Annotated in this window: 25 protein-coding genes and 3 pseudogenes; 17 read left to right on the plus strand and 11 right to left on the minus strand. The window is 69.7% G+C overall.

What is annotated here, in order from left to right:
* Window positions 1-636: 636 nt before the first annotated feature.
* Both IE321_RS34735 and IE321_RS34740 read right to left on the minus strand, forming a co-directional pair.
* Entirely contained in the window at window positions 637-1,113 is a 477-nt protein-coding gene (locus tag IE321_RS34735; protein ID WP_190225826.1) for a DUF4265 domain-containing protein, read from the minus strand.
* A 1,422-nt stretch (window positions 1,114-2,535) separates the two neighbouring features.
* Entirely contained in the window at window positions 2,536-3,336 is an 801-nt protein-coding gene (locus tag IE321_RS34740; RefSeq protein WP_190225827.1) for a bestrophin-like domain, read from the minus strand.
* 215 nt (window positions 3,337-3,551) lie between these two features.
* Between IE321_RS34740 and IE321_RS34745 the strand changes: the two genes are divergently transcribed.
* Complete coding sequence (locus tag IE321_RS34745; protein ID WP_190225828.1) at window positions 3,552-3,809, plus strand: hypothetical protein; 258 nt, start codon at window positions 3,552-3,554, stop codon at window positions 3,807-3,809.
* A gap of 375 nt (window positions 3,810-4,184) precedes the next feature.
* On the opposite strand, the gene IE321_RS34750 is transcribed toward IE321_RS34745, so the two are convergent.
* The 4 genes from IE321_RS34750 to IE321_RS34765 all read right to left on the minus strand — a co-directional run bounded on the left by IE321_RS34750 (window position 4,185) and on the right by IE321_RS34765 (window position 7,689).
* Window positions 4,185-4,592 carry a hypothetical protein gene (locus IE321_RS34750; RefSeq protein ID WP_190225829.1) on the minus strand — a complete coding sequence of 136 codons (408 nt, stop codon included), beginning with the start codon at window positions 4,590-4,592 and terminating at the stop codon, window positions 4,185-4,187.
* A 629-nt stretch (window positions 4,593-5,221) separates the two neighbouring features.
* The gene (locus IE321_RS34755; protein ID WP_190225830.1) at window positions 5,222-6,160 is read right to left on the minus strand and encodes a MerR family transcriptional regulator; all 939 of its coding nucleotides are present in this window, start codon (window positions 6,158-6,160) and stop codon (window positions 5,222-5,224) included.
* 469 nt (window positions 6,161-6,629) lie between these two features.
* Window positions 6,630-6,926, minus strand: coding sequence for a hypothetical protein (locus tag IE321_RS34760; RefSeq protein WP_190225831.1), 297 nt, complete (start codon window positions 6,924-6,926; stop codon window positions 6,630-6,632).
* Between the two features lie 214 nt (window positions 6,927-7,140).
* Window positions 7,141-7,689, minus strand: a complete 549-nt coding sequence (locus IE321_RS34765) for a hypothetical protein (protein ID WP_190225832.1) — start codon at window positions 7,687-7,689, stop codon at window positions 7,141-7,143.
* A gap of 93 nt (window positions 7,690-7,782) precedes the next feature.
* Between IE321_RS34765 and IE321_RS34770 the strand changes: the two are divergent.
* The 3 genes and pseudogenes from IE321_RS34770 to IE321_RS34780 form a co-directional block, all read left to right on the plus strand.
* A pseudogene (locus tag IE321_RS34770) lies at window positions 7,783-8,129 on the plus strand (helix-turn-helix domain-containing protein); the annotation flags it as partial.
* A 384-nt stretch (window positions 8,130-8,513) separates the two neighbouring features.
* Window positions 8,514-8,723 (plus strand): DUF4259 domain-containing protein, encoded by a 210-nt coding sequence (locus IE321_RS34775; RefSeq protein ID WP_373316656.1) that lies wholly within the window; start codon window positions 8,514-8,516, stop codon window positions 8,721-8,723.
* A 357-nt stretch (window positions 8,724-9,080) separates the two neighbouring features.
* Complete coding sequence (locus IE321_RS34780) at window positions 9,081-9,458, plus strand: hypothetical protein (protein WP_190225833.1); 378 nt, start codon at window positions 9,081-9,083, stop codon at window positions 9,456-9,458.
* A gap of 952 nt (window positions 9,459-10,410) precedes the next feature.
* On the opposite strand, the gene IE321_RS34785 is transcribed toward IE321_RS34780, so the two are convergent.
* Complete coding sequence (locus IE321_RS34785; protein ID WP_190225834.1) at window positions 10,411-11,040, minus strand: type III effector protein; 630 nt, start codon at window positions 11,038-11,040, stop codon at window positions 10,411-10,413.
* A 128-nt stretch (window positions 11,041-11,168) separates the two neighbouring features.
* Here IE321_RS34785 and IE321_RS34790 point away from each other — a divergent pair, with 128 nt between their 5' ends.
* The 3 genes from IE321_RS34790 to IE321_RS34800 all read left to right on the plus strand — a co-directional run bounded on the left by IE321_RS34790 (window position 11,169) and on the right by IE321_RS34800 (window position 12,605).
* Window positions 11,169-11,600 carry an Hsp20/alpha crystallin family protein gene (locus tag IE321_RS34790; RefSeq protein ID WP_190225835.1) on the plus strand — a complete coding sequence of 144 codons (432 nt, stop codon included), beginning with the start codon at window positions 11,169-11,171 and terminating at the stop codon, window positions 11,598-11,600.
* A 105-nt stretch (window positions 11,601-11,705) separates the two neighbouring features.
* Window positions 11,706-12,101 (plus strand): DUF2267 domain-containing protein, encoded by a 396-nt coding sequence (locus tag IE321_RS34795; protein ID WP_190225836.1) that lies wholly within the window; start codon window positions 11,706-11,708, stop codon window positions 12,099-12,101.
* 60 nt (window positions 12,102-12,161) lie between these two features.
* Window positions 12,162-12,605, plus strand: coding sequence for a DUF2267 domain-containing protein (locus IE321_RS34800; RefSeq protein WP_190225837.1), 444 nt, complete (start codon window positions 12,162-12,164; stop codon window positions 12,603-12,605).
* A gap of 350 nt (window positions 12,606-12,955) precedes the next feature.
* On the opposite strand, the gene IE321_RS34805 is transcribed toward IE321_RS34800, so the two are convergent.
* Window positions 12,956-13,465: a MarR family winged helix-turn-helix transcriptional regulator gene (locus tag IE321_RS34805; RefSeq protein ID WP_190225838.1), complete on the minus strand. Its 510-nt coding sequence runs from the start codon at window positions 13,463-13,465 to the stop codon at window positions 12,956-12,958.
* 51 nt (window positions 13,466-13,516) lie between these two features.
* Here IE321_RS34805 and IE321_RS34810 point away from each other — a divergent pair, with 51 nt between their 5' ends.
* Entirely contained in the window at window positions 13,517-14,437 is a 921-nt protein-coding gene (locus IE321_RS34810; protein ID WP_190225839.1) for a DMT family transporter, read from the plus strand.
* Window positions 14,438-14,794: 357 nt separating this feature from the next.
* On the opposite strand, the pseudogene IE321_RS34815 reads toward IE321_RS34810, so the two are convergent.
* Window positions 14,795-15,235: pseudogene (locus IE321_RS34815) on the minus strand (DeoR family transcriptional regulator); the annotation flags it as partial.
* A 48-nt stretch (window positions 15,236-15,283) separates the two neighbouring features.
* Between IE321_RS34815 and IE321_RS34820 the strand changes: the two are divergent.
* From IE321_RS34820 to IE321_RS34850, 8 genes and pseudogenes are all read left to right on the plus strand, one after another.
* Entirely contained in the window at window positions 15,284-15,667 is a 384-nt protein-coding gene (locus IE321_RS34820) for a DUF4406 domain-containing protein (RefSeq protein ID WP_190225840.1), read from the plus strand.
* Window positions 15,664-15,831, plus strand: a pseudogene (locus tag IE321_RS42440) (NUDIX domain-containing protein); the annotation flags it as partial. The gene IE321_RS34820 and the pseudogene IE321_RS42440, both read left to right, overlap by 4 nt.
* A gap of 319 nt (window positions 15,832-16,150) precedes the next feature.
* Complete coding sequence (locus tag IE321_RS34825) at window positions 16,151-16,669, plus strand: pyridoxamine 5'-phosphate oxidase family protein (protein ID WP_190225841.1); 519 nt, start codon at window positions 16,151-16,153, stop codon at window positions 16,667-16,669.
* A gap of 600 nt (window positions 16,670-17,269) precedes the next feature.
* Window positions 17,270-17,842 (plus strand): hypothetical protein, encoded by a 573-nt coding sequence (locus IE321_RS34830; RefSeq protein WP_190225842.1) that lies wholly within the window; start codon window positions 17,270-17,272, stop codon window positions 17,840-17,842.
* 426 nt (window positions 17,843-18,268) lie between these two features.
* On the plus strand, window positions 18,269-18,772 hold the full coding sequence (locus IE321_RS34835; protein WP_190225843.1) for a hypothetical protein: 504 nt from the start codon (window positions 18,269-18,271) through the stop codon (window positions 18,770-18,772).
* Window positions 18,773-18,870: 98 nt separating this feature from the next.
* Window positions 18,871-20,040 (plus strand): hypothetical protein, encoded by a 1,170-nt coding sequence (locus IE321_RS34840; protein ID WP_190225844.1) that lies wholly within the window; start codon window positions 18,871-18,873, stop codon window positions 20,038-20,040.
* A 137-nt stretch (window positions 20,041-20,177) separates the two neighbouring features.
* Window positions 20,178-20,390 carry a DUF6368 family protein gene (locus IE321_RS34845; protein ID WP_268257445.1) on the plus strand — a complete coding sequence of 71 codons (213 nt, stop codon included), beginning with the start codon at window positions 20,178-20,180 and terminating at the stop codon, window positions 20,388-20,390.
* A 58-nt stretch (window positions 20,391-20,448) separates the two neighbouring features.
* Window positions 20,449-20,844, plus strand: coding sequence for a hypothetical protein (locus tag IE321_RS34850; RefSeq protein WP_190225846.1), 396 nt, complete (start codon window positions 20,449-20,451; stop codon window positions 20,842-20,844).
* A gap of 241 nt (window positions 20,845-21,085) precedes the next feature.
* Here the strand turns inward: IE321_RS34850 and IE321_RS34855 are convergent, their stop codons facing one another.
* Both IE321_RS34855 and IE321_RS34860 read right to left on the minus strand, forming a co-directional pair.
* Window positions 21,086-21,568 carry a WapI family immunity protein gene (locus IE321_RS34855; protein ID WP_190225847.1) on the minus strand — a complete coding sequence of 161 codons (483 nt, stop codon included), beginning with the start codon at window positions 21,566-21,568 and terminating at the stop codon, window positions 21,086-21,088.
* Between the two features lie 143 nt (window positions 21,569-21,711).
* The gene (locus tag IE321_RS34860) at window positions 21,712-22,113 is read right to left on the minus strand and encodes an STAS domain-containing protein (protein WP_043229646.1); all 402 of its coding nucleotides are present in this window, start codon (window positions 22,111-22,113) and stop codon (window positions 21,712-21,714) included.
* A gap of 398 nt (window positions 22,114-22,511) precedes the next feature.
* Here IE321_RS34860 and IE321_RS42445 point away from each other — a divergent pair.
* Window positions 22,512-22,758, plus strand: a 247-nt coding sequence (locus tag IE321_RS42445) for a hypothetical protein (protein ID WP_229916678.1), incomplete at its 3' end; no start/stop codon positions are given.

Genomic DNA, 22,758 nt, shown 5'->3' on the forward strand with positions numbered 1-22,758 from the left:
GCGTGGCGCTCGCGGTAGTCGGCCGGGGCGAAAGGCGGTGGCCGGCCACCGCGGGAGCCAAGCTCTGGCCGCCGGTCGCGTGCCTGGTCGGCCCTGCCCGGGATGGCGCAGCGGATCCTGCGGCGCCGCAGGCAGCCGCAGTGCTCGCGGGAGGCGTACGCCCTACCCGCCCGGACCCGATCGGGACGGACGCGTGGCCGCCCCGCTCCGACGCGGGACACAGGCAGCACGTCAATGCCCCGGCCGCCTCGACGACCTGCGAGGGACCGCCCCCACAGGGGCACAGAGAGCACGTCTCCGTCGGGTCACCACGAGCAAGAATGCTGGACCCGACCAACCCCGCACGCGCGAGATGCAGTTGATCCACCACAGGCCGACACAGCCGATCTCGGGCTCATCCCCCGCGCATACGGGGAGCAGTACGAGCTCGACGAGACCGAGACCAATCAGGGGGGGCGGGGAACAGACGACATCCAGGCTGATCGCCGCCTTGCGGGAGGGACCGCATGATCGGGCAGTTCTACCCCTGCCTCCAGAAGCGCGAGCTCATCGCCGAAGAATTCGCCTTTCCCCCGCCATCACCGACTTCCCGAGCAGCGGTTGCACGATCAGCTGCCATGAGGGTGACCGGCCAGCTCAGGCGTTCCACCACTCGTCCGTGCCGCAGCCGACCTCGAAATGCCACCAACCTGCCTCCTGCCCTTGAGCCAGCAGGGCCTTGATCCCGGCGAAGTCCGCGCCGGACGGCACGGTGAAGGCCACCATGGGGAAGTCATCACTGAAAACCTCGCCACCGAGTCCGAATGCCGCGAGGCGCTGATGCACCGCCTGAGGGCTGCACCCCAGGGGGCCTGTGGGGACAGCCACCACGCGAATCGCGCAGTTGCCAGAAGCGCTGATCCGCTCGGCAGCCCAGTGAAGGCCGTCGGAGTCGGTCTGGAACCGCACGACGTCACCTTCGGACACTCCGTCCTGAAGGAAGGGAGCGTTCCGCACGCGAGCCGTGTCGACGTCAAGCCTCGTCGCCCACAGACCCTCGGTGTCCTGCGGAAGCCACCCCTCCCGGGGAACGAAACGGAACCAGACCTTGATCTCCTCGACCGCGCTCTCCATGGCCACATCCTGCGCCAACCGGCCATCGTGCTCTGCACCGGGTCCGAGCTGCTCGATCCTTCCCACTACGCGAGACAGGCGCCTGGCCGAACATTTCCCGGAACAGAGTGGAGGCCCTGTGCGCACACTCCCACGTGATGCCCCTGAGCCTGTCGGCAACGGAAGCGGAAGAGTGCACCGACGGCTGTGCGACCGAGCTCACCGCGGACTGCCGGCCTGCCACCACACAGCCCCGGACGTCACGGCGACCAGGCCGATGAACACTCTCCACGAAGCCAAGACAGCGAAGAGCGATCCGACGCCCGCCAAACGGACACCACCGATGACCGACCTGAACCAGGCCCCATCCCCGCGGGCGCGGGAGAACAGGTGAGGACGTCGATCGTGCGGGCCTTGTAGTCGGGTCCATCCCCGTGCGAGCGGGGAACAGCGATTGGCGGCCGGCTCGGGGAAGGTGGGGTCGAAACGATCAGCGGCAGATCCAGTGACTGTCCCGGACCGGATGTCTACGCCGTTCTCCGGCCGGACGAGTCACCACGACGGCACAACCCTCGTACGAGACGCGGTCACCCGCCTGGAGGAGCAACGGTCCGTCCAGGACGACCTGAAAGTCGGCACCGAACAGGAACTCACTGACCAGCAGCATTCTCGGCGCCGGAGTAGCCCCGTCAAAGTTCACACGCACCGACCAAGCATCCCGGAAGAACCAGCACCCACCAACCCAAAAACATCCCCGCAAGCCTGGGGGCAGCACCGGCCCCACTGCGGGGACGAGCCGCTCGTGGGGCCATCCCCGCGAATGGGGGCAGCACTCGGCGGGGTCAATCGAGGTGTCCAGGGCGACGCAGTAGAAACCGTTGGCCGGGCTGGAGCTGGCGGTGACGTTCTTTCCCTTGGCGCCAGGGTGCCGTCGGCGTTGACGGGGGCAGCGGCCTGGGCGCAGGGGCCCAGGCCGCTGCGTGTGCCGGGCTGGCGGCGATGACGGGGACGAGGGTCGCGGTGAGCAGGGTACCGAGCAGGGCAGAGCGGATCTTCACCACAGATCCTTGCGATCGATCACGAACATGCGTGACCACTTCGTCTGATGTGCAGTGCCCGGGGGGGGAAGAGTTGAACGACTTGCCACCCGTACTGGCGGCACGCGGCGTGCCGGCCGGCACCGGGATCCGCTGGGCCGCCCCCGAGCGGGCGGCCGCCGGAGCGCGGCACGGGCGCGCGGTCGGAGACGGCGGTCCGCTCCCCTGCGGCGGCGGGGCCGGCGGCGGCCCTCGCCCATCGGTCGGTCGGGAGCCGGTCGGGCGTCGGGCCGGGCCGGGCCGAGGGGCGTGACGGTTCCCGCTGTATGCCCCAGGGCCGCTTCTCCCGCCCAGGGAAGTGACCGTCCGGGTCCCGGCGAACGGCTTCGGTGCCGGAGTCGGTTGTTCAGGCGCTTCGCCGGTTGCCGTCGGCGTCGCAGGGCAGTTCGGCTGCCGGGTGGTTGGCGGTGAAGTCGCGCTGGGCCTGGCGCTCGGCCTCGGCGATGGCGGTGGGTTCGATGTTGATGATGCCGCCGAAGGGTCGGTCGACGTCACGGATGATGACCAGGGCCGTGGTCAGCAGAGCGGTGATCACGACGAGGGTGATGATCTGGCCGCGGTTGTTCCTGCGGGGGAGGCAGATCCCGAGGGCCGCGACCGTGATGACGAGGGTGGCGAGCAGGAACCAGAAGATGGTGGAGGGAATGCTGGAGGTCGCCTGGGTGAGGCGCTCCTCGCGTTCGTCGGAGCGCTTGTTGTCGGCGGCCACCAGCATCCCGAAGGACGGCTTGCCTTCCAGCGTCTCGAAGGTCTCCCTGAACGAGGTCGACCACACGCTCGGTGCCGGCGAGCCGTTGCCGTCCGACATGGCGGGCCACTCCTGAACCCGCACCGCCCTGGCGTAACAGACCGCGTCCGCCTGGATCTTCCCCCGCTGCAGTACGGGGGCGTACTCGGCGGTCTCCACGAGCTGGTCCAGTGCGCGGGCCTCGCCACGGGCGGCGACCTCGGCCTTGCCGTAGGAGCCGTTGGCGGTGACCAGGACGAAGGAGAGCAGCAGGACGGTCATCGTCAGCAGCGGGCCCACCAGGTCCTTGACCGCCATGCCCTCGTCGTCGTCGGCGTTGACCAGTCTGGGCCTCAGCCAGCGGTTCGCGGCAAGGCCGGCGAGCAGCGCGATTACGGCAACGACGATGACGAGGACCACGGGGGCCACCTCCGGGGAGAGCACGGCTTCCCCGGGAAGAGCCGGGGCGGAATGGAGCCTCCCGGGCCTGCGGCGGGGACGGAAGGACGGAAACGTTCCCTCGCCTCCGCACGAGCGAAGCCTCTTCGACCATCCGGACCAGGCCGCCGACCTGACCTTTCTCATCATTCGGGGACCCGGGCGTGACCTTCGGGACACGGTCGCGTTCACCAGCCATGCGAAAGATCATCACCTGCGGCCTGCTGGCCACCGCGGCGCTGGCCGCCGCCACACCCGCCTTCGCCGACAACGACAGCAACTTCGGCAGCGGCGTCAACGCCGCGAACAACTGGAACTTCACCGCCGCCGACGTCTGTCTCCAGGAACTCGCCGTCGTCCACGCCCTGAGCGACTGGACCGGCAACCACAAGAACAACTGCAGCAACGGCAACGTCATCGACCACACCGCCGACGCCTTCCCGCTCATCCCCTGACCTGAGCATCCGCCACCGGACGCTCTGCCCGTTCGAGCGGGATGGGGCGAGGCCAGGCGGTAACGGCGCCAGCGAGATGCTGCCGCCGGCGGATGGCGTCTTCGACTTCCGCGAACTGCTCAACGGTCAATTGAACGGCTCCGAAAGCAGAACCCGTCGCCATCATGCGGGGCGCGCCCGTACAGGGGCGCAGAACTGGTTCAGCGGGTGGTGGGTCGCTTGGTTCCCCCAAGGCGGTTTCCTCCCTGCGGGCCCAGGGAGCAGGTAGCTCCCCGGGCGCGTCTCCGACCACGAGCAGGGGCCATCCACTGGGAACGGTGACAAGCGCTCCTTCGCCGCAAGGCGGTGGAGTGGCCGGAAGGGATGGCTGTCTGGTCAGGTGGTCCGGTTGCGGCACATATCGACGACTACGCCGAAGAACGCCGGGCTGCCGGACGGGCGGAGCTCTGTGAGGACACAGCCGAAGAGCGTCGGGGACTCCGGGTGGTGGCAGGTGGCACTGGTGGATAGTAGGTCGAGGACCTCCTCGGCCCTGGCCGCGGCCAGCAACACGTCGTCCCGGTCCGCTTCCTGAAAGAGTCGGTGCCAGGATTGGGCGTATGGGCCGGTGGGGGCGGGCCACTCCTCCGAGCCGGGCACGGACCCTTGGGCCGGGGGGTTCGGTTGGATCCAGTATGCGAGCTCGTCGCGCGCCGCGTCGATGCTGAGGTCGGGCCATTCCACGTCGAAACGCGCCATGCACAAGCGCATCGCCTCGGTCATCGCGGTGATCGAATGCTCCATGTGCCAGTCCTCGTCCGCAGCCCAGACCACGGCGCCACCCGCCGGGATCCTGCAGTCCGTGAACGGATCCCTGCCCCCACGGGCCGCCGCATAGCGCTCAGCATGCGCACGAACCGCGCCACCCACCACGCCCCCCCTCACCACCGATGCCCACCACCCATACCGTACCTCCGGCCTCGGCGTACTCTCGAGCCCGGCCCGCGCCCGATGCTTCGGCCTCGCCTCCCGCGATGCACTACTCCTCCACCGCACCGACTCTCGGTGCACGCCCCCGACGACTCCGGCATCAAGGTGACCGGCTACCCGGCAGGCTGGTCAGTGGCCGCAATCCGAGCCGCGATCACCGAGACAGATAAAACGCTCCTCTGGGTCTGGAGACAACCCACGGTGAGCGCCAAGGAGTGTGATCCCAGGCATGGTGAGCTCGGCGGCGAGCGACCACGATGACCTCTGCCGCACTCACCACCCACAACGCCCGCAGGGGCCCCGGCTGTGGAGAGCAGCAGGCGGAATCGGCCGGTGAACAGGTTCATCCCCGCGAGCGTGGAAAGCAGAAGATTTCGACGGCGCAGATCTCCGGGTCCTGAGGACCATCCCCGTGCGAGCGGGGAACAGTCGCCTTCTCCCCGTCATTGTTGTGTCCGCAGACGCAGAGCCTGGACGGACCAGTCGAACACCGGGGCCAGGCTCTCCGGCGCCGACCAGCCGTTGACCACTGCGAGGAGCTGGAGGTATCGCTCCCTGCGGGGGTCATTCACGCTCTCGAGCCGAGTCGCCAGCCGGCGGCGAAGCTCGACGTCGTCGGGGCGGCCGAGGAGGTGCGCGTAGTGCGCCGTGAACGCCGCGACGATCGGATCGGCCTGGGGTGAGGCCGGGTCGATGCCGGCGGCCAGGGCCGGGCCGACCTGGTCACGGAGGGATGCGGCGATGTCACGGCGCGGGCCCATCGTGTCGCTTCGGGCCTCCTCGGCCGCCTGGTCCTCGGCCATCCGCCGCACGACGGCGCGGAAATCCGGGTCCAGGGACATTTCGGCCAGCTCCACCCACGCCTGGACCTGCTCCGCCTCCGGGTTGTCGGGCAGTTCGGGGGTCATCGAGCGCATGACCCCCGCGAACGCGGGAGCGGCGTCAAGGCCGCCGAAGGCAGCGTCGAGGAAATCGCCGATCAGACGTCGGCGTTCCTCCTCGGAAAGCTGGGCCAGCCGGTGCATCAGTTCCGTCTCCTCAGGTGTGGACCCGCGCTCAGCCACCGCCGTCAGCACCGCACGCCGCAGTCCCAGGACACGGATCTGCACTGCCAGCGCTTCAGCGTGCGCCGCGGCGACCTCGGGGAGCGAGAGCTCACGGTCCACGACCCTGCGGATCGTGGGAAGGTCCAGTCCCAGCTCACGCAGGGTCCGCACAAGGTCCAAACGTGCGACCGCGTCGATGCTGTAAAGCCGGTAGCCGGCCGGGCTACGGCCCGTCGGCACCACAATTCCACGATCGGAGTAAAACCGAACAGTCTTAACTGTAAGACCGGTCCGCTTAGCAAGCTCACCGATCGAATAAAGCGTGTCACCGTCCATGCCCTCCACCTTCACGTCTCCCCCTACTGGAGACACAAGCCCCCCCTCACCTGCCACCAGCCGACCGCCCCACCCACGAGCCTTCGCAATTCCTCACCCCAGGGACAGGGTCCATCCCCGCGCGTACGGGGAGCAGGGCGGGAGGGGCAGGTCAGCGTCCACATTGAGATGCGCAGGACCGTGCAGGCGGCGCCCACGGCATGGAGAGGGGTCCAACCCCACGCGCACGGGGAGCAGATCAGGATCGCGCCCCGCAGTTCGTTGCTGACGGGACCATCTCCGCGTGTAGGGCGAGTAGGTGCTGGACTCGCTCTTCCGCAGGGCCAGCCAAGGTCCATCCCACCGGCCGCGGGAAGCAGACCTCGGAGAACGCGGCCACGTCGCTGGTCCGGGAGGCCGTCACCGCAGGCGCGGCAAGCACCGCACGCTGCTCGGGGCCGAGCCCGGACCGTGCCGCTCTTGCCTCACCTCACGCCGGCCCGGACGGAGCATCCAGTTCCTCAACCATCGCCGACGCGAAGACGGCACCCGCGAGCCACGCGTCTTTGTCCGGCCCCGACGCCGGCACGATCAACCGGCGTCGCACCCACGGGGCCTCTTCGCCCGGCAGACCGACGACCGCCGTAGCCCACACCCCCTCCTCGGACTCGGCGAACACCAGATCCCTCAAACACGCCCCGCGCGCATCGAGCTCCTGCCGCAGCCCGTCCACCACCTCAGAACGGAACTCCTCCAGATAACGGGCCGTCCCCTCAGAAGAATCCATGTCAGCACCCGCAACCGTAGGAGTAGGCAGTGATGACCCCGACCGGGCAGGGAGCATGCCTCGGCACCGTACAGCTCGCATGTCTGGGAGCGGGCCATCCCCACGCGGGCGGAGAGCAGTCGAAGGTCTCGCCGAGTCCGAAGCAAACCCAAGGAGGTGTCCCACAATGATCTTGGATCCGAGTGCGGAGCAGCCTGAAGAGCCGGCAAGGTGCTCAGCCGGGGGGTCGTGAGGCGCCCAGGGACAGGGCGAAGTCGGCGAGTGTGTGGAAGTCGTTCTCCCGTAGGCCGATCCGCGGGTTGACGTGGTGCAGGAGCCCGGCACCCTGGTGATGGGCGGTCACGTAGGCCTGATCCAGCCCGCTCTGCTCATCGTCCACCCAGGCGAAAGGTCGGCCGCCTGCGTAGTCCACCAGCGGCCCGGTCTTCCAGTGGACTCCATCAGGGCGTTCTTGGAGCAGGAGGTCGCCGAAGTCGACGAAGGGAAGTTCCGGAAGGCCGAGGACCGGTGCGATCCATCGGTTGGCGTCGTCCATCCATGTGGTGGCCCAGCACAGCTCGAAGCCGAGCTGGAGCAGGATGGGGCCGTGCTCTGGGTTGAGCCAGACTCGCAGGGGTCGACGGGGCGAGAAGCCTCTGTCGTCCTGAGGGACGTCGTTCCGAGGGACTCGGAGTGTGGTGTAGCCCTCGGGGCGCCTCTCCGGCTTGGCCGCGTAAGGGTTGAGCGGCCCGTCCACGTCGAGGAACAGCAGTGGTCGGTTCACGGTTCCCCCCGGTCTTGCGTACTGTGGACTGCCCCGATCAGCGTAACGGTGGGGTTGTCTCGGCATTGGGCCGGTCTACGTGATGATCACGATGTGGCGAGTGGGATCACGGCATCGGAGCCGTCGTGGATTACCCCGTTCGCGGGGCTGAACCCGCGCCGTTCGGGCAAACTGCTGAACACGCTGCGGAGTGAGGGAGCAGACGGCGTCCACCGAGGCCAACCGTGGAGTCTGCCGCTGGAGGATCGGGTGTTGCTGGTCACGGCCTACTGGCGCACCAATCTGACGTTGCGGCAAATCACTCTGCTGCTCGACGTCTCGAAGGCGACGACCGACCGAGTCATCAGCACCTCGGCCCCCTGCTCGCACTCCAGCCCTGCAAGTGGTTCGCCAAGGGCACCGTGCTCATCGCCGACGGCGCCCTGATCTCCACGCGCGAGCGCAGGAAACAGATCGGGGGCGGGTTGCCGTCCTGGCCGACTCGGGGCCCATCCCCGCGCCTACGGGGAGCAGGGCGCCGGTCAGGCCACGGTCACGTCCGGCTCTTCGCCCGCATGCTCACCGAGCGGCAGGAGGAACGACTCCCCCCAGTGACTCGACGCCGTCCGCCAGGACGATCTACCCAGCCTCCACACCCTCGCGGCCGGCATCGACCGCGACCGCGACGCCGCCATCGCCAGCCTGACGCTGCCTCCGAAACTCCGGAGTCGTGGAAGGCCGCCTCGCAGGCTTCGGCCTTGTCCGTAAACGGGTCCTGCTCGCCCGTAGTCGTGCTGTCAGTCTCTGATGCGAGGATCCGGGCGACCGTACGCAAGGAGATCAGCATGGGCACCTGGGACACCGGCCCCTTCGACAACGACACAGCCGCAGACTTCGCCAACGCACTCGACGCAGTCGAGCCCGAGGCACGGGAAGGCCTGATCCGAGGCGTCCTCGTCCAAACCATCGACGTAACCGGCTATCTCACGGACTGTTCACCAGGCCGCGACCGTAACTGCCTGGACGCCCTCCCCTTCGAGGGCCAGCGGGGCTGAGCCCGGTGGGAGCGCCGACCGGCTCTTGCGCACCGTTACGGGTAGTTGGAATGAACCGTAAATCATAGAGATCTTCATGAAGGCCGCACTAGGCTGGCTGCCACCACGAGATGACGCATCGTCACATAGATGTCTGCAACGCCCTGCTGCGCCCGGTGCGCCTCGGGCGGACGACACCCAGACGACCGACTCGACGAGAGGGGGCCGGACATGACGCGTTCCCGAAGGCCGGCACGGTTCAGCTTCTTACCGGGAGTTCTGGGCCTGGTGCTCCTGTTCACACAGAGTGGATGCGCAACCAGCTCCGGCGACTCCGCGCATGCCGCACCCACGAAGCCGGTGCCGGACGTCTGTGCTTTGGCGACCGAGAAGGAGGTCGGGGCGGTCCTCGGCCAGCCGACAAAGGGAAGGCGGGACGACGGTGTCCTGCCCGGCAGCGCGCAGTGCACCTACGTGAACGCCGCTGCCAAGGGCCGCATCGTCTTCATCGCCCTGCTGCCCTTCGAGGTCAGCCGGCAGACCAAGCCCGGCACTCTACCGGTGGCCGGAGTGGGCGACGTGGCGCTGTACGACGAAGCCTCGATCGGTGGCCATCTGTACGTGCGCAAGGGCTCGGTCAACTTCGCCGTCAACTACGCCTTTGATCCCCTTACCCCGGGAATCCCCGACCAGCACTCCAGTCAGATCCGCGACCACCTCGAAACGCTGGCCCGCGCGATCGTGTCAAGGCTGTGAGCGGCCGCGCCTGCGTCAGCCCCTCGATGGCGGAGAACCGCCCGCCCCACGGATCGGCGAGCTGGGCCACCCGGCCGCACGGGGTCTCCTCCAGCCGTCAAGGGCCTCCCGACGGCTTGGCGTACGGTCGCCGGGTCGGCGTCGGTGACGGCGAAGTGCACCTGCCAGTGCGGCCACCCCGGTGCCATGCCGCAGCGATGCCCGCCACCAGTTCGCCGTCGACCAGCAGGTCGACGGTGCCTCCGGTGCTGCGCGAGCGTCGGGAAGCGGAGGCTGTGCGGCGGCTGCCGCGTGACGCCGAACGCCCTCCCCGCAGCGCGGCCAGGCCCGTCGTGCCGGCGCAGGGCGCGGCCGTGAATCTGGCTCAGGTGCAGGCGGGTCAGGTCCAGGTGTACGAGTAGCTGACGCGGGCGCTGGAGCAGGAGGGAGAGCTGCGGCAGGGGCGGAGAACTCGGCGCGGGTGGTGTGGGTGCTGCTGGGCATGGTGAACACCCTTGAGGACCGCCTGCGACAGCTGAGTGGTGAGCGTGACCGGCTTACCACCCGGGTGGCCGGGGGTGAGTTGGAGGCGGCTCAGAAGAGGATTGGGCGGGCGGAGGAGCAGAAGGCGACCGCGGAGTCGGAGCCGGCCCGGGCGCGGGAGAAGCAGCGCCAGGCCGAGAAGCTCGACGAGCGGCTCCGGCGGGAGATCAAGGCCCTCGCCGACGCACTCGACCGCTTCCGCGGCGCGGGGGCCGGGACATCCGCATCACGCTCCTGCCGACGCCCCTCCACTGCCACCCCACCCCACCACCCGCTCACATCGCCATCGGGGCGGGGCCATCCCCGCTCGCGTGGGGGTGGCCCCGACTCCCAGATCGTCATCCCCAGCCCAGCCGCTGCTCCTCGCTCGCGCGGGGATGGCCCCGTACCTCCGTTCCGTCGAACGCCGGCGTCGCCTGCTTCTCGCGCGCTACGGGGCCGTGAGGTTGTCCAGCTGGGCGGCGAGATCGGGGTGGGCGGCGGCCAGGTGGGGGCGGGCGGCGGTCAGGGGGCCGATGAGGTCGGCGGGATCATCGTGGGCGAGAGCTGCGTGGAGCTCACCGAGCGGGCGGCGGGCGGAGGCGGGCAGGTCGGTGAGGGCGGTGATCTGCCCGGCGAGACGGCGCAGGTCGGCCGCGTTGCGGCGGGCCCGGGCGGCGGTCGTGCGGTCGGCTGCACGAGCCTGGCGGGTGGCCGTCACGCGCTGTTCGCCGGTGGTCCCGGCCGGGCCGGGGCGGCCGCGCAGGTAGCGGCGCTCGGCGGCCTGACGGCTGGCGACACCCAGAGGCGGGGCGAGATCGGCCCAGCTGGCGCCCGCGTCCCGGGCGGTTTCGATCAGGCCGGTCTCCCATCCGGCGAGCTGCTCGCGGACCTGCCGCAGCAGCGACAGCGAGGCCAGGGCCTGCTCCGGCCCCGGTCCCGCGTCGGGCCCGTCGGGAGTTTCCTGCCAGGCGGTGCGCAGGGCCTCGTCAATGGCGTGAAGTGCCGCCGCGGCGGCGAGGAACGACGCCGGGCTGTGGGCGTCGGCGCTGGGCGAGAACGGCTGGTCGGACGGGGTCACGGGCACCTCCCTCATCTTGTCATCGGGTCGACGACATCAGGTTTGTCATCCATTGGATGACATGTTACAACGGTCTCAGTGAGGCGCATTGGCAGTTACTGCCTGAACCTTCTGGAGGTGTTTTCACGATGTTGATGCGCACTGACCCCTTCCGTGAGCTGGACCGGCTGACGCAGCAGCTGATGGGCCCGGGCACCTGGTCGAGGCCGTCGGCGATGCCGATGGACGCCTACCGCGAGGGCGACGAGTACGTGGTGGCCTTCGACCTTCCCGGTGTCACCGCGGACGCGATCGACATCGACGTCGAACGGAACATGCTCACCGTCAAGGCCGAACGCCGGCCGGTGGCGAAGGCCGACGACGTGCAGATGGAACTGTCCGAGCGGCCGCTGGGCGCCTTCTCCCGCCAGATCGTGCTCGCCGACACGCTCGACACCGAGCGCATCAAGGCCGACTACGAAGCGGGCGTGCTCACCCTGCGCATCCCGATCGCCGAGCGCGCGAAGCCCCGCAAGATCTCCATCGGCGTCGGGACCGGACGCAAGGAGATCTCCGGCTGACACCGGCCGGACCGGTGCGGAGGGCGGGCACCCGATCTCCCCCCTCCATCCCGCCCTCCGCACCCCTACGGGCATCCGAAGAACCAGAAAGGGGTGGCGGCCGAGATGACTCTGCGACGCGAAGCGTTCCTCGACCACGTCAGGGAACGCGGCGAATACGGCACTGTGGACGAGGCCGAACGCGCGGCCCGTGTGGTCCTCGCACTGCTGGGTGCGCACCTGGTCGGCGAGGTCCGCGCCCAGCTCGCGGCCCGCCTGCCGGAGGGCTTCGCCCTGATCCTGCTCAACCCGCTGCAGAGTGCCGAACCGCTGCCTCCGGAGCGGTTCGTCCGGGCGACCGCGGCCTGGATCGAGGGCGCCACCGAGCGGACCGCGACCTGGGACGTCAGCGCCGTCCTGTCCACGGTCGCCGACACCGCGGGCGAGGACCTGCTGGGGCAGATCCTGCTCCAGCTCCCCGCGGGATACGACCTCCTCTTCGGCCGCCCCCAGCCCACCTGACCATCGGTGCCGCACACCGGCACCCACTCGACCCTGGCTTGACGAAAGGCATCCACCGCAGTGATCACCGACGTGCGTGTACCGCTTGAGCACCAGCAGTCGTACTCGACGGCATACGAGCAGATGCTGGAGAAGGTCCGCTACGAAGGCGCCTATCCCACCCGCGAACGAGCGGACGAAGCCGTCCGTCTGGTCCTCTCGGGGCTGGGACGGCAGCTGACCGGCGATGAACGCGTCGACCTGGCCGCCTGCCTGCCCCTGGAGGCCGCACGCGTCCTGACCGCGCAGATCCCCGACCCCCAGCCGGTGGGAGGCTGGGCCTTCGTCAAGGACCTCGCCGCCCGCTCCGGTGCCTCCCTGGCCACCGCCCGGTGGGACACCGGATCCGTCTTCGCCGCCCTCACCGCCCACGGCGGCACCGATCTCATCACCCGCATCCTCCACCAGCTCCCCGCCGGCTGGGCCCTTCTGTTCGGCCAGGCTGAACTCAACCCGGCCGTGTAGACGAGCACCCGCCCCCGGGGCCGCCGCAAGGGCCCGCCCCGGTCTCCGGCCGGCGCGCTTGGCGTAAGTCCCCGATCGGCACGATCGGGGACTTACGCCCGTCGGCCACCACCCGACCCGCCGGGCGGCCCTCGTCACGCCCCCGAACGAGCCGGGCACACGGATACGGGATCACAGAAATGACCGCAAAGTACGCGTCCGGCGAGCGTTCCCTGTCGGCCGGCCGCGGGCTCGATGAGCAGCGGCTCACGCCGCCGGGGTGTTCAGGCGTTGGCGTCACCGGTCCCGCGTGCGGGGAGGCCGTACGGAGACGGCGGACGTCTCGGCGGTGCGTTCCGCGGCCGGCGCGCTCACTCTCGCGTGTCGACGCGGGCGAGCCAGGTCGTGAGCAGTGATTCCAGCGTCCTGGCCTCCTCCTCCGTCAGCAGGTCCAGCAGTCGGCGCTCGTTGCGCATGTGATCGCCGAACGCCTGGTCGATCAGGTCGCGGACGGCCTCGGTGAGGGCGACGATCCGGCCCCGCTGGTCGCCGTCCGACCGACGGCGGGTGACGAGCCCGGCCTGCTCCAGGCGGTCGATCCGTTTCGTCATCGCGCCGGTGGTGACCATGGTGTGCGCGGCGAGTTCGCTCGGCGCCCGTTCGTAGGGCTCGCCGGCGCGCCGCAGCGCGCACAGGACGTCGAACTCCCCCTCGGTCAGGCCGTAGCGGTCGTAGACGCGACAGAGCTCCCCGGTCAGCCTGCCGGCCAGGCGGTGCAGGCGGCCGATCACCCCCTGCGGGGAGACGTCCACGTCAGGCCGCTCCCGGCGCCAGTCGGCCTGGATGCGAGCCACGTGGTCCAGAGGGTGCCGGTCGTCCATACCCCCATATTACCTTCCATGGAAGCTATATTAGCTTCCATGGAAGGTAATATGCGATGGCTTGCGGTGACCGCGATCGCGCCGGTCGCCTGGGGAACCAACTACTTCGTCACCCACGCGTTCCTGCCCGCGGGCCACCCCCTCTACGGAGCCGCCTATCGGGCACTGCCCGCCGGCCTGGTCCTGCTGGCCCTGTGCCGGCAGCGGCCGCGCGGCGCGTGGTGGTGGAGGTCCGCCGTGCTGGGCCTGCTCAACGTGAGCGTGTTCTTCGTGCTCGTCTACGTCGCTTCCCAGACACTGCCCACGAGCCTCGCCTCGACCGTCATGGCGGTGTCCCCGCTGACGATGATGCTGGTCGCCTGGCTCCTGATCGCCGAACGGCCCCGCGCCACCCACCTGGCCGGTGCCGGAGTCGGTCTCGCCGGGGTGTGCCTCATGCTGCTCACCGGTGCGCGGGAGGTGAACGCCGGAGGTGTGGCCGTGTCGGCCGCCGCCATGCTCGTGTCGTCGTTCGGCTACATCCTGGCCAGGCGGTGGAACGACGGCGCGGACGTGCTCGCCTCGACCGCCTGGCAGCTCACCACGGGCGGCCTGCTGCTGCTCCCGGCGGCGGCGATCGCGGAGGGGGCGCCCCCTCCGCTCTCCGCGTCGGCCCTCCTCGGGTTCGCCTACGTCGCGCTGGTCGCCACCGCGCTGGCTTTCACCGCCTGGTTCGCCGGGCTCCGGCACCTGCCGGCGGGAACCGTGGGTCTGCTCGGGCTGCTCAACCCCGTCACCGGGGTACTGCTGGGCGTGGCGATCGCATCGGAGTCGCTGACCCCGCAGCAGTGGGGCGGGCTGGCCCTGGTCCTGGCCGGGGTCGTCCTCGGCCGACCCGCCCGCGCGAGACGGCGTGGCCGCCGACGGACTCCGCCCGGCCCTGCCGCCGACGACCGGGCCGGGCGGGAGGCGCCTTCGCAAACCGCTCCCTGACGCGGCGCGGCCCGGACCCCTGAAGGTGTCGTTCCGGGCGGCTCAGTGTGAGGCCGCGCCCGGACTGTGCCACGAAGCCACGAACCGTAGCGGCGGTGCAGGGCGCGCCGCTACCGCTCGACGGGGCGCCCGCGCGGGCACGGCGGGGGCGCCCAGACGTGGGACAGGCGCGTCACGGTGGGGCCGGCCCCGTCGCCGCGGCGGGCGGTCAGCCCGCTGGCAGGGCTTCGACCACGCCGCCACGAGGCGCTCGATCGCCGGATCCTGGGGCGGGCGTCCGTGATCAGGCCGCTGATCTCCCCCAGGACAGGACGCGGCATCGGGAGGCCGTACCGACCTTCTCGGAGAAGGCGAGGGCGAACGCTTGAACAGCCGGCCCCCTATCGCGAAGACCTTGACCTTGGGGTGGTCGAGCAGCGCAGCGGCGATCGTCGGACTGTGGGTGATCACGGTGCACGCCAGGTCCGTCGGGAGCGCGTGGGCAACGGCCAGCGCCGTGGCGCCTCCGCCGAGGACCACGACGCCGCCGGGCCGTACGAGTCGGGCGGCCACCGGAGGCGACCCCGCGTTTGCCGTCGGGGCCACCGCCTGCCGGGTGCGGTAGTCCGCCACCGCCGACGACACCGGCAGCGCCCCGCCGTAGACGCGCTGGCAGAGCCCCTCACCCGCCAGGTCGCGCAGGCCCCGCCGCACGGTGTCCTCGGAAATCTTCAGACGCACGGCGACGTCCTTGGCAACGAACTCGCCCTCGCGGCCGAGGAGTTCCAGCAGGTAGTCATGCCGTTCAGCAGCCAACATTCACGTTCTCTTCCGTTCTTGCACGTTTCTGCATGTAGTGTGGCGCCCATGACCGACAAGCCTTTGCTCATCCTCATCGCCGGCCCTTACCGCTCCGGCACCGACGGCGACCCGCGGGCGATGGCCGCCAACCTCGCGCGCCTCGAAGCTGCGGCATGGCCCGTCTTCGCCGCCGGACACGTCCCCGTCATCGGGGAGTGGATCGCCCTACCCGTACTGCGCTCGGCCGGCGCCGGCCCCACCGATCCGCTCGCCGACGAGGTGCTGTACCCGACCGCCGAACGCCTGCTGGCCCACTGCGACGCCGTTCTGCGTCTGCCAGGCGACTCGGCGGGCGCCGACCAGGACGTCGCCACCGCACGCCGCCGGGGCCTGCCCGTCTATCACGACGTCACGGAGATCCCGGTCCTCGCCCCGCGAGGTGCGGCGTGACGCCGCGCCCCCGTGCGGACGTCCCGGACCATCGCGGCCCGACCGGCCTCGATCAGACGGAACAGGAGCTCGACTACAACCCGGACGTCGTAGTCCGCGACGTCGAACTCCCCCCTCAGGGCCGGTATGTCCTGCGCCGCACCGTCTTCGACCACCGTCGGCGCGGTGCTGAGGACCGGTCCGTCCGTCCCACCTCCCGTGCGTTTCCATGAAGCCCGCGTTCGCAACGCGCGGGGCTCGTTTCCGTCGGGGTGGCCGTGAGCTTGACTCCGGGCCGCTGGTACAGCCACCGGGCGTGATACAGCCGGTCGCCGGCGGTCGGGTTCGTGGAGGCATGTACCCACCCGACGCCCGCGGACCGCACGCTCGGGTGAGGATCACTGCCGCCGGGTTTCACACCGAGCGCAACCCTCGCGGGGCAACCTCACCGCTGCTTCAGCAATGGCGACAGAAGGTGTCGGGTTTACGGCCGAGGATGGACGTATGCGTGAAACCCCAGAAGAACTCGACAAGCTTCAGTCCCTCCTTGGCTCCTCCCTCTCCGGCTCGACCGCCCACCTTCGCTCGATCGTCGAGGGCCGCACCATCACGGCGGCGCAGCTCACCGGGGTCCTCACCGGCATGTGCACGCTCACCCTCTCCACGGTGACCGCGAAGGGCGAACCGCGGATCAGCGGAGTCGACGGGCACTTCCTGCATGGCCAGTGGCACTTCGGCACGGCGCGCAACGCTGCCAAGGCCCGTCATCTCGCCGCCCGTCCAGCCGCCAGCGTCGCGCACATGCGCGGCGAGGACCTCGGAGTGTTCACCCACGGCACGGTGGAGGAGATGAACCCCGAGGATGCCGAGGCCACGGCCGGTTGGCAGGAACTCCTTGCCTATTTGAAGGACTTCTACGGCGACGATGCCTTCGACTGGAACCGCGAGGTCGTCTACTACCGGCTGAACCCGCACTGGATGACCGTCTACGCCCCCGACCTCGACAAGCTCGCCAGCACGTAACGCCAGGCCTGTCGAAGATGCCTGCACCTGCGTGTACGTGGGTGCAGGGCCGGTCGACGGCACGCCTTCGCGTACCCCGAGCTCGCGGAAGCAGTGGGCGCAGCGGAAGCCGACCACGGACCGGGCGTCAGCTGTGGGGTATGTCCGGCCCGTGCTTGCGGAGCCTTGAGCCGATATGCACCCGGCGACCGCACACACTCTGAAACGATCAGTCAGTCGGTCTGTTCCTGGGGTGCCGGCGTCCCTGGACCGGCGGGTGGACGGTCCTCGTCCGGTGCGTGGGCGTTCTTGTGCGGCTCGTCGGCGGTGCCGTTCCCGTCGGATCCTTCGGGTCGGGGGCGTCTGCGTTCGGTGCTGTGGATGTCGGGTGCTTCGGGGCCCGGCGGGGGCAGGTCGGGTGTGACGGGGTGGGTTGCTTCCGGGACGGGATCGGGAAGCTCTGGCTCGGTAGCGCTGTCCATCGGGTTCTCCTCGCTCGGTTTCCCATGGGTTCCCCCTTCGGCTGCCCTACTGGACGGCCCGCACTCCTTCGCCGTCGGGGCGCCTGCCGTGGTTTCGCGTCGTGCGTCGTGGTCGCACGCACCATTACCCACGCGTATCGTGCAGCGCGTCCTGCAGCACCATGCCGAAGTCACCCGCATGGTCGCCACGGGCTACCCGCTCAGCGACATCGCACGGCGCCTTCAGCTCGACCGCAAGACGATTCACCGCTACCGCGACATCAGCCTCGACGACCTCCTCAGCAGCTCCCTCGACCGGCGCCCCGAGCAGGTGGACGCCTTCAAGCCGTACGTACAGCAGCAGTGCGCCGCAGGTGTCACGAGCGGCCGGACTCTGTTCCGGGCGATCCACGAGCGCGGATTCCGCGGCGGCTACTCGACCGGGTCCGCCAGGCTGAACGGTCCGGCCCCATTCCCGTCGCGAAGTGCGCCTCGTTCCTCCGCCAAGACCTCCGAGGTCGACGTAGTCGCTCGCCGTCTCGTCTCCCTGGGCCTGGTGCACCGCCGGCGGCAAAAGCCCACCCGAGCCGGACGACGCTGTGCCGCGGACGCGGCCTCGGCGGGACGGGTGCCCACGTACGCGCTTCACTGGCCCCCGCACTGGTTCCTGGCACCGCCCGCCGCGGGCCGCCCGACGCCCGCCCTGTACCTGGCGACCTCGGGCGCGCCCTGATCCGCATGAGTAAAGCCCTCGAGGACGGCCGCGGTCACGGCACGGTCAGCGGTGCGGATGGAGGTGGATTCTGCTGAGGCGGTGGTGGCGGTGACTGACAGCGATGACTGGTCCCGTCTGGGCGCCACGCCGGGGGTTGCTTGCCGTCGACCAGCTCCTGCTCGGTAGGCGTTGGCACGGCGGCTTGCTGCGCGACCGATGCAGGGGGCCCGGCTACGGGCTCTGAGCGGAATGGACCGAAGGCACCGGACGATGGCTTCGGGGGCCCTGCTCAGACCGACGCGCTGCTGTCCGTCTTGGATGCAGCCGAGGAGCGGTACACGACCGCTATGCCCTCGACGAGAACCCCATGAGTTTCTGATCCATAGCCACACCATATTCAAGGCGCCGCCGGGGCCGGCACGACGATCTGATGAGGAGCAGAACGTGGGAAGCCTGTTGAGGGGCCTTTCCGGGGTCCGCTGGAGAGAACTACGCGACGCGACCGGCGCCGCAGCCAGCAATGTCCCCCCTTTGCTGTCCCGGATCGCATACGGGGATGAGGAAACGGCCCGCATCGCCATCGATGACCTGGGCGATGCCATCTGTGCGCTGGGGTTCGTCGTCGGCGAGGCGACAGCTCCCACGGTGCCGTTCCTGCTTGAACTGGTCGGATCCCCCCACGTGGCCTGCAAGGCCGAGCTGCTGGACCTGCTGGGAAGCATCTACCGGGCCGCCCAGTGGCACTCCGCCGCTGCGGCATCGCAGGACCGCAAGCACGACGCGAGCTACCGGCGGCAACCCGGCTGGGAGGCGGCAGCAAGGTCAGCTGTGTACGCAGGCCGGTCAGTCATCGAGGGCGTTGCCTCCTCCGTACGGCCAGAGGAAGCCACGCCCGCTCGGAAGCTGTTGCAAGAGATGGACCACATCTCGCCGTTCCCGGAGCTATGAACGGCGAGAGGGGAGACAAGCTTGAGGCTGAGCCGATGTTGATCGTTTCGTTACCGCACGGTGGGCAACCATCCGCCCCGCGCGCCGGTCATCGGAACATGCCCTCGAGAAGTGTCCGCTCCGCCGCCGCCCTTGCCGCCATCTCCTTGCCGCTGACCGCCTGTTCGGCCGGCGGGCAGGACGCGGCCCCGCCACCCCCGTCAGCAACCGCCACCCACCCGGTCTTCGGGCAGAAGACAGACCGGCAGGTCTTCCTCGCCGTGCGCGAAACGCAGAAGGCAGGGACCGCGCGCTTCACCCAGAAGCTGACCTTCACCGGAACAGGGGGCAGCATCGTCCGGACCATGACTGGCAGTCTGGACTTCGCCGGTGACCGCGGGCGCACCGAGGCCGCCTGGGTCCTCCCCGCGAAGACCCCGGGAAAGGTGCGCACCGCCGTCCTCGGCTCCACCCCCGCACTCGAGGACGGCGAGACCTCCGGCACCTACCTGGTCGACCGTCAGCGGATTCGCTACCGGGCGGCCTCCTCCCCGTACTGGATCGATTACGCCCCCGAGGACACCTCGAAAGGCTCCGCCAGGTTCACGAACAACGATCCCCTGGAGTTCCTGCGCGGCAGCGAGTCCCCGGTCGGAGGCACCCTCCTGGAAGCGCTGACCGCCGGGAAAGCGACCTCGCACCGCGAGGCGCCGGCGGGCGGCCGTGCCTACCGGGCGGAGCTGTCCGACAGCGCGCTGCCGCTGCTCTTCCCTCCCGACCTGCACTCCCACATCGTCCTGCCCGGTCCGAGCGCGAGCCTGCGCCCGCCCGTCCCACTCACCGTCGAGGTGGACGCCCAGGGGCGAATCACGCGCGCCGCGATCACCGTGAAGGACGCGTTCCGCGAGGATGGCGACCTGGCGGGCTTCACCACGCTCACCATGGACCTCTCCCTCGGCGGGCACGGGTCCGACATGCCCTCCCCGGCCACCAGCGGCCGGGTACTGAAGGCGACGGACGCCGTGCGGGACATCGGCGAGGTCCGCAAGGGCGGCTGCATCGACTTCGCCACCGGACAACGCAGCAGCCGCCAGGTGGTGAAGGTCCCCTGCTCCGGCCCCCACGACGCCCGCGTCCTCGGCCAGCATCAGGTCGCCCCCGGCAAGGACGATGCCGCCACGCAGGCCCGCAGCTGGGCGGTCTGCGGTCCCGGCGTCTGGGCGTGGTGGGCGCCGCCGAAGGACGGCACAGGCTCCGATGTACGGACCACCTGCTACGAGGTCACCTGACAAACTCGTGCACAGTAGGCCGAGAAACGGCGAGCCCCGGATCGTCCAGCATGATCGGGTGGTGACCGGGGCCGGGGCCCTCCCTGCCTGTAAGGGGACCGGCAACCGCGCGGTTTGTTCTTGATCGCTGTGAGCCGATCGACCACGTCGTCACGGCCCTGCTGACCGCTGCGGTCATGGACGTGATCGGCGGCGTCGCCCATGCCGAACTCCTTGAGGAGCAAGTCCCGATCGTGACCGCCCTTCCAGGCGTCATCGCGACGATGACGGAACCGTGGCCTGCCGCCTACGGTTCAGCGGAGTTCCTCAGAGCGTGGGCTCGGCAGCCCGGCTTCCGGCTCCTGAAGTAGTCACAGACCAGCTGGTTCCAGACGCCCCGCACTCGGAACCAGATGCAATCCTGCATGCGTGAACGATCTCGGCGAGACACACCTGCGCACCTGGACGCTGCGCATGATGGCTCTCCTGGCCGCCGACCCCCCGGACCAACTCGCCTGGCTGGGCGAGCGTGAGCTGGAGACGAAGGACCTGGTCGAGGAAGCGGAGTTGCTCTGCCGCGTCTTTGAAGCCCATGCCGAGCACGAAGCCATCGAGCCCGAGGATCTGCGCAACCTTCGGGCCATCGACCGGCGCCTCGGCAAGGTCGACGCGACCTGCCGCGCCGGCCTCTGGGGAAACGCTCTGACCGCAGACCCGGCCTGGGACGACATACGTTCCCTCACCCGCCGGTTCCTCCACACGATGCTGGGCGACTGGCGTCAGCCACTGCCCCGCCCCGTCCACCCACCAGAAGACAACCACTGAGCGTTTGAGCTTCGATCCGACGGACGGCCTGGATCGGGAGGCACCAGAGCACCCCCAGAAGAGCACTGCCCTGGACATCTGCTGTCCGTTCCACCGGCAGGTGCAGGAAGCATAGGTGCGCCTGCTCGGAGAGGTGGAAGATCACGGAGGCCATCCTCACGTGCGCGGGGAGCAAGTGATGACGCTCTTCGAAATCGGCTGTGGCGGATCTTTCGTCATGCCTGCTGTCACGTGACGCTGATCAGCGGGACGGGAAGGATGCCAGAGCAAGATCCCACTGTTCAGCGGCGTGAAGCAGCGCATCCGTATCCGCCCGTACTTCCACGGCGTACTGGTAAATGCCCGTGCTCTCAGCACCCTGCTGCCATGGGGGTGCAGCCTCCAAGGACAGGTGAACGCGAATCACCGCCACGCCCTCACTTCGATCGGCGAGACTGAAGCCCAGGACCGGCTCGACGAACCAGGTGTCCGGAGACAACTCGCCTTCGGCATCCCGACCGGTCGTGGCCACTGTCTCAGCGGCCACCGCGCGCAGCCAGCCAGCCACCTCACGGGCCTCGTCGGTCAGCAGACATGGATCAGCGAACGACCAACTGCCCTCGGGAGTCCTCACCTTTCCACCGATGACCAGCCAGTTGTCGTCGTACGGGTCTCCCGGGGCTGCGGGGAACTGATAGCGCAGGGGCCGGAGCTCGACGCTGCTCGCATGATCACTCAAAAGCACGACCGCAGAATGTCACACACACGGTCGGGTGAGGAGGGAAGGCAAGGGCGAGGTGACTGACACCCGCGCGAGTCACCCGCGGGTCCGCGGCCTGGTTCAAGCCGAACCGGGATCGGGACGTCGCCTTCGGCTCTCTTCGTCGTTCAGGCGACGTCGAGGGCGATGCCGAGCGTCTGCCGGGTTTGGGTGACGTCGAGCAGGGAGGCGACCTGCCGGGTGAGGGGGCCCATGAGGATGTGCCGCTGCGGACGGCACCGGGTGTCGGCCAGCTCGTGGACGAATGCGGAGTCGCCGAACCTGACACCCGCCAGGTCCACCAGAACCAGCTCGACCTGCGGAGTGCGTACGGCGTCGAGGGCTTCGCGCAGGCACGGGACGGTGTCGGCGTCGAAGTCGCCGCTCAGCAGCAGCACAACCGTGGCGGAGCGGCCGCACGGGGCGAAGCGGACGAGGGCTCCGCCGCACGACGGGCGCCAGGCGGGCGCACCGTCGACGAGGTGCAGACGGGTACGGGTCGCGTCGTTCTGGGGTCGCTCGGGTATCACGTGAATGCGCCTCGGTCCGTGAGCAGAGCCCTCCGGCAGTGTGCTCCCGCTGACCTCCGCGGGATCCCAGGCGTCGAAGCCCGGTTTCGAGGCGACATCGCCGCCGGCGGGAAGGTGTGACGCCGGCGGTAACCCAGATCGGTCCAGTACTCCTCACCATCCTCCTTATCCGGCCCGAATGCACCCCCTGCAGGTCAAAGCCCTGTACGAGGGCCGAACTGTGGCGGCAGCGGGCGGTCAGGACGAGAAGCAGTCGGCGTGTGTGAGGGCGCGGCTGTGACCGGACCTCGGAAGGGCCCGGCCGCAGCGGCGCGAGGAGCCGTCAGAGGGAAGGGACGAAGGCGCGGCAGCACGGTGTCCTGGTGTGGGCGGGGCGGAGGGCGTGCAGGGTCCCGCCGATGGCGTTCTCCGCTCGGCAGGAGCAGGCCCTGAGCCCCACCGCCGTCCGGAACTGCCCGTACTCCGATCAGCCCGTCGTCATCGTCGCCCTGCTGGCCACCCCGGCAGCGGCCCGTCCCACCATCGCCGGCAGGGTTTCCGGGGTCGCCTCCCGCGGCGGACTCCGTGAGCACCGCGGGCAACGGCTTCGCCCGACCGTCGCCGATCGACAGGGCCCGGCGACCTTCTGTCGCCGGGCCCTCACAC

Origin of the sequence: Streptomyces hydrogenans, assembly GCF_014656075.1 — a bacterium.
Taxonomy (GTDB): domain Bacteria; phylum Actinomycetota; class Actinomycetes; order Streptomycetales; family Streptomycetaceae; genus Streptomyces; species Streptomyces hydrogenans.

Excerpts from the sequence above, each read along its gene's own strand:
- IE321_RS34735 (WP_190225826.1), bottom strand. The coding sequence starts at position 1,113 with ATGGAGAGCGCGGTCGAGGAGATCAAGGTCTGGTTCCGTTTCGTTCCC.
- IE321_RS34745 (WP_190225828.1), top strand. The coding sequence starts at position 3,552 with ATGCGAAAGATCATCACCTGCGGCCTGCTGGCCACCGCGGCGCTGGCC.
- IE321_RS34750 (WP_190225829.1), bottom strand. The coding sequence starts at position 4,592 with ATGGAGCATTCGATCACCGCGATGACCGAGGCGATGCGCTTGTGCATG.
- IE321_RS34755 (WP_190225830.1), bottom strand. The coding sequence starts at position 6,160 with ATGGACGGTGACACGCTTTATTCGATCGGTGAGCTTGCTAAGCGGACC.
- IE321_RS34760 (WP_190225831.1), bottom strand. The coding sequence starts at position 6,926 with ATGGATTCTTCTGAGGGGACGGCCCGTTATCTGGAGGAGTTCCGTTCT.
- IE321_RS34775 (WP_373316656.1), top strand. The coding sequence starts at position 8,514 with ATGGGCACCTGGGACACCGGCCCCTTCGACAACGACACAGCCGCAGAC.
- IE321_RS34790 (WP_190225835.1), top strand. The coding sequence starts at position 11,169 with ATGTTGATGCGCACTGACCCCTTCCGTGAGCTGGACCGGCTGACGCAG.
- IE321_RS34795 (WP_190225836.1), top strand. The coding sequence starts at position 11,706 with ATGACTCTGCGACGCGAAGCGTTCCTCGACCACGTCAGGGAACGCGGC.
- IE321_RS34805 (WP_190225838.1), bottom strand. The coding sequence starts at position 13,465 with ATGGACGACCGGCACCCTCTGGACCACGTGGCTCGCATCCAGGCCGAC.
- IE321_RS34810 (WP_190225839.1), top strand. The coding sequence starts at position 13,517 with ATGCGATGGCTTGCGGTGACCGCGATCGCGCCGGTCGCCTGGGGAACC.
- IE321_RS34820 (WP_190225840.1), top strand. The coding sequence starts at position 15,284 with ATGACCGACAAGCCTTTGCTCATCCTCATCGCCGGCCCTTACCGCTCC.
- IE321_RS34825 (WP_190225841.1), top strand. The coding sequence starts at position 16,151 with ATGCGTGAAACCCCAGAAGAACTCGACAAGCTTCAGTCCCTCCTTGGC.
- IE321_RS34840 (WP_190225844.1), top strand. The coding sequence starts at position 18,871 with ATGCCCTCGAGAAGTGTCCGCTCCGCCGCCGCCCTTGCCGCCATCTCC.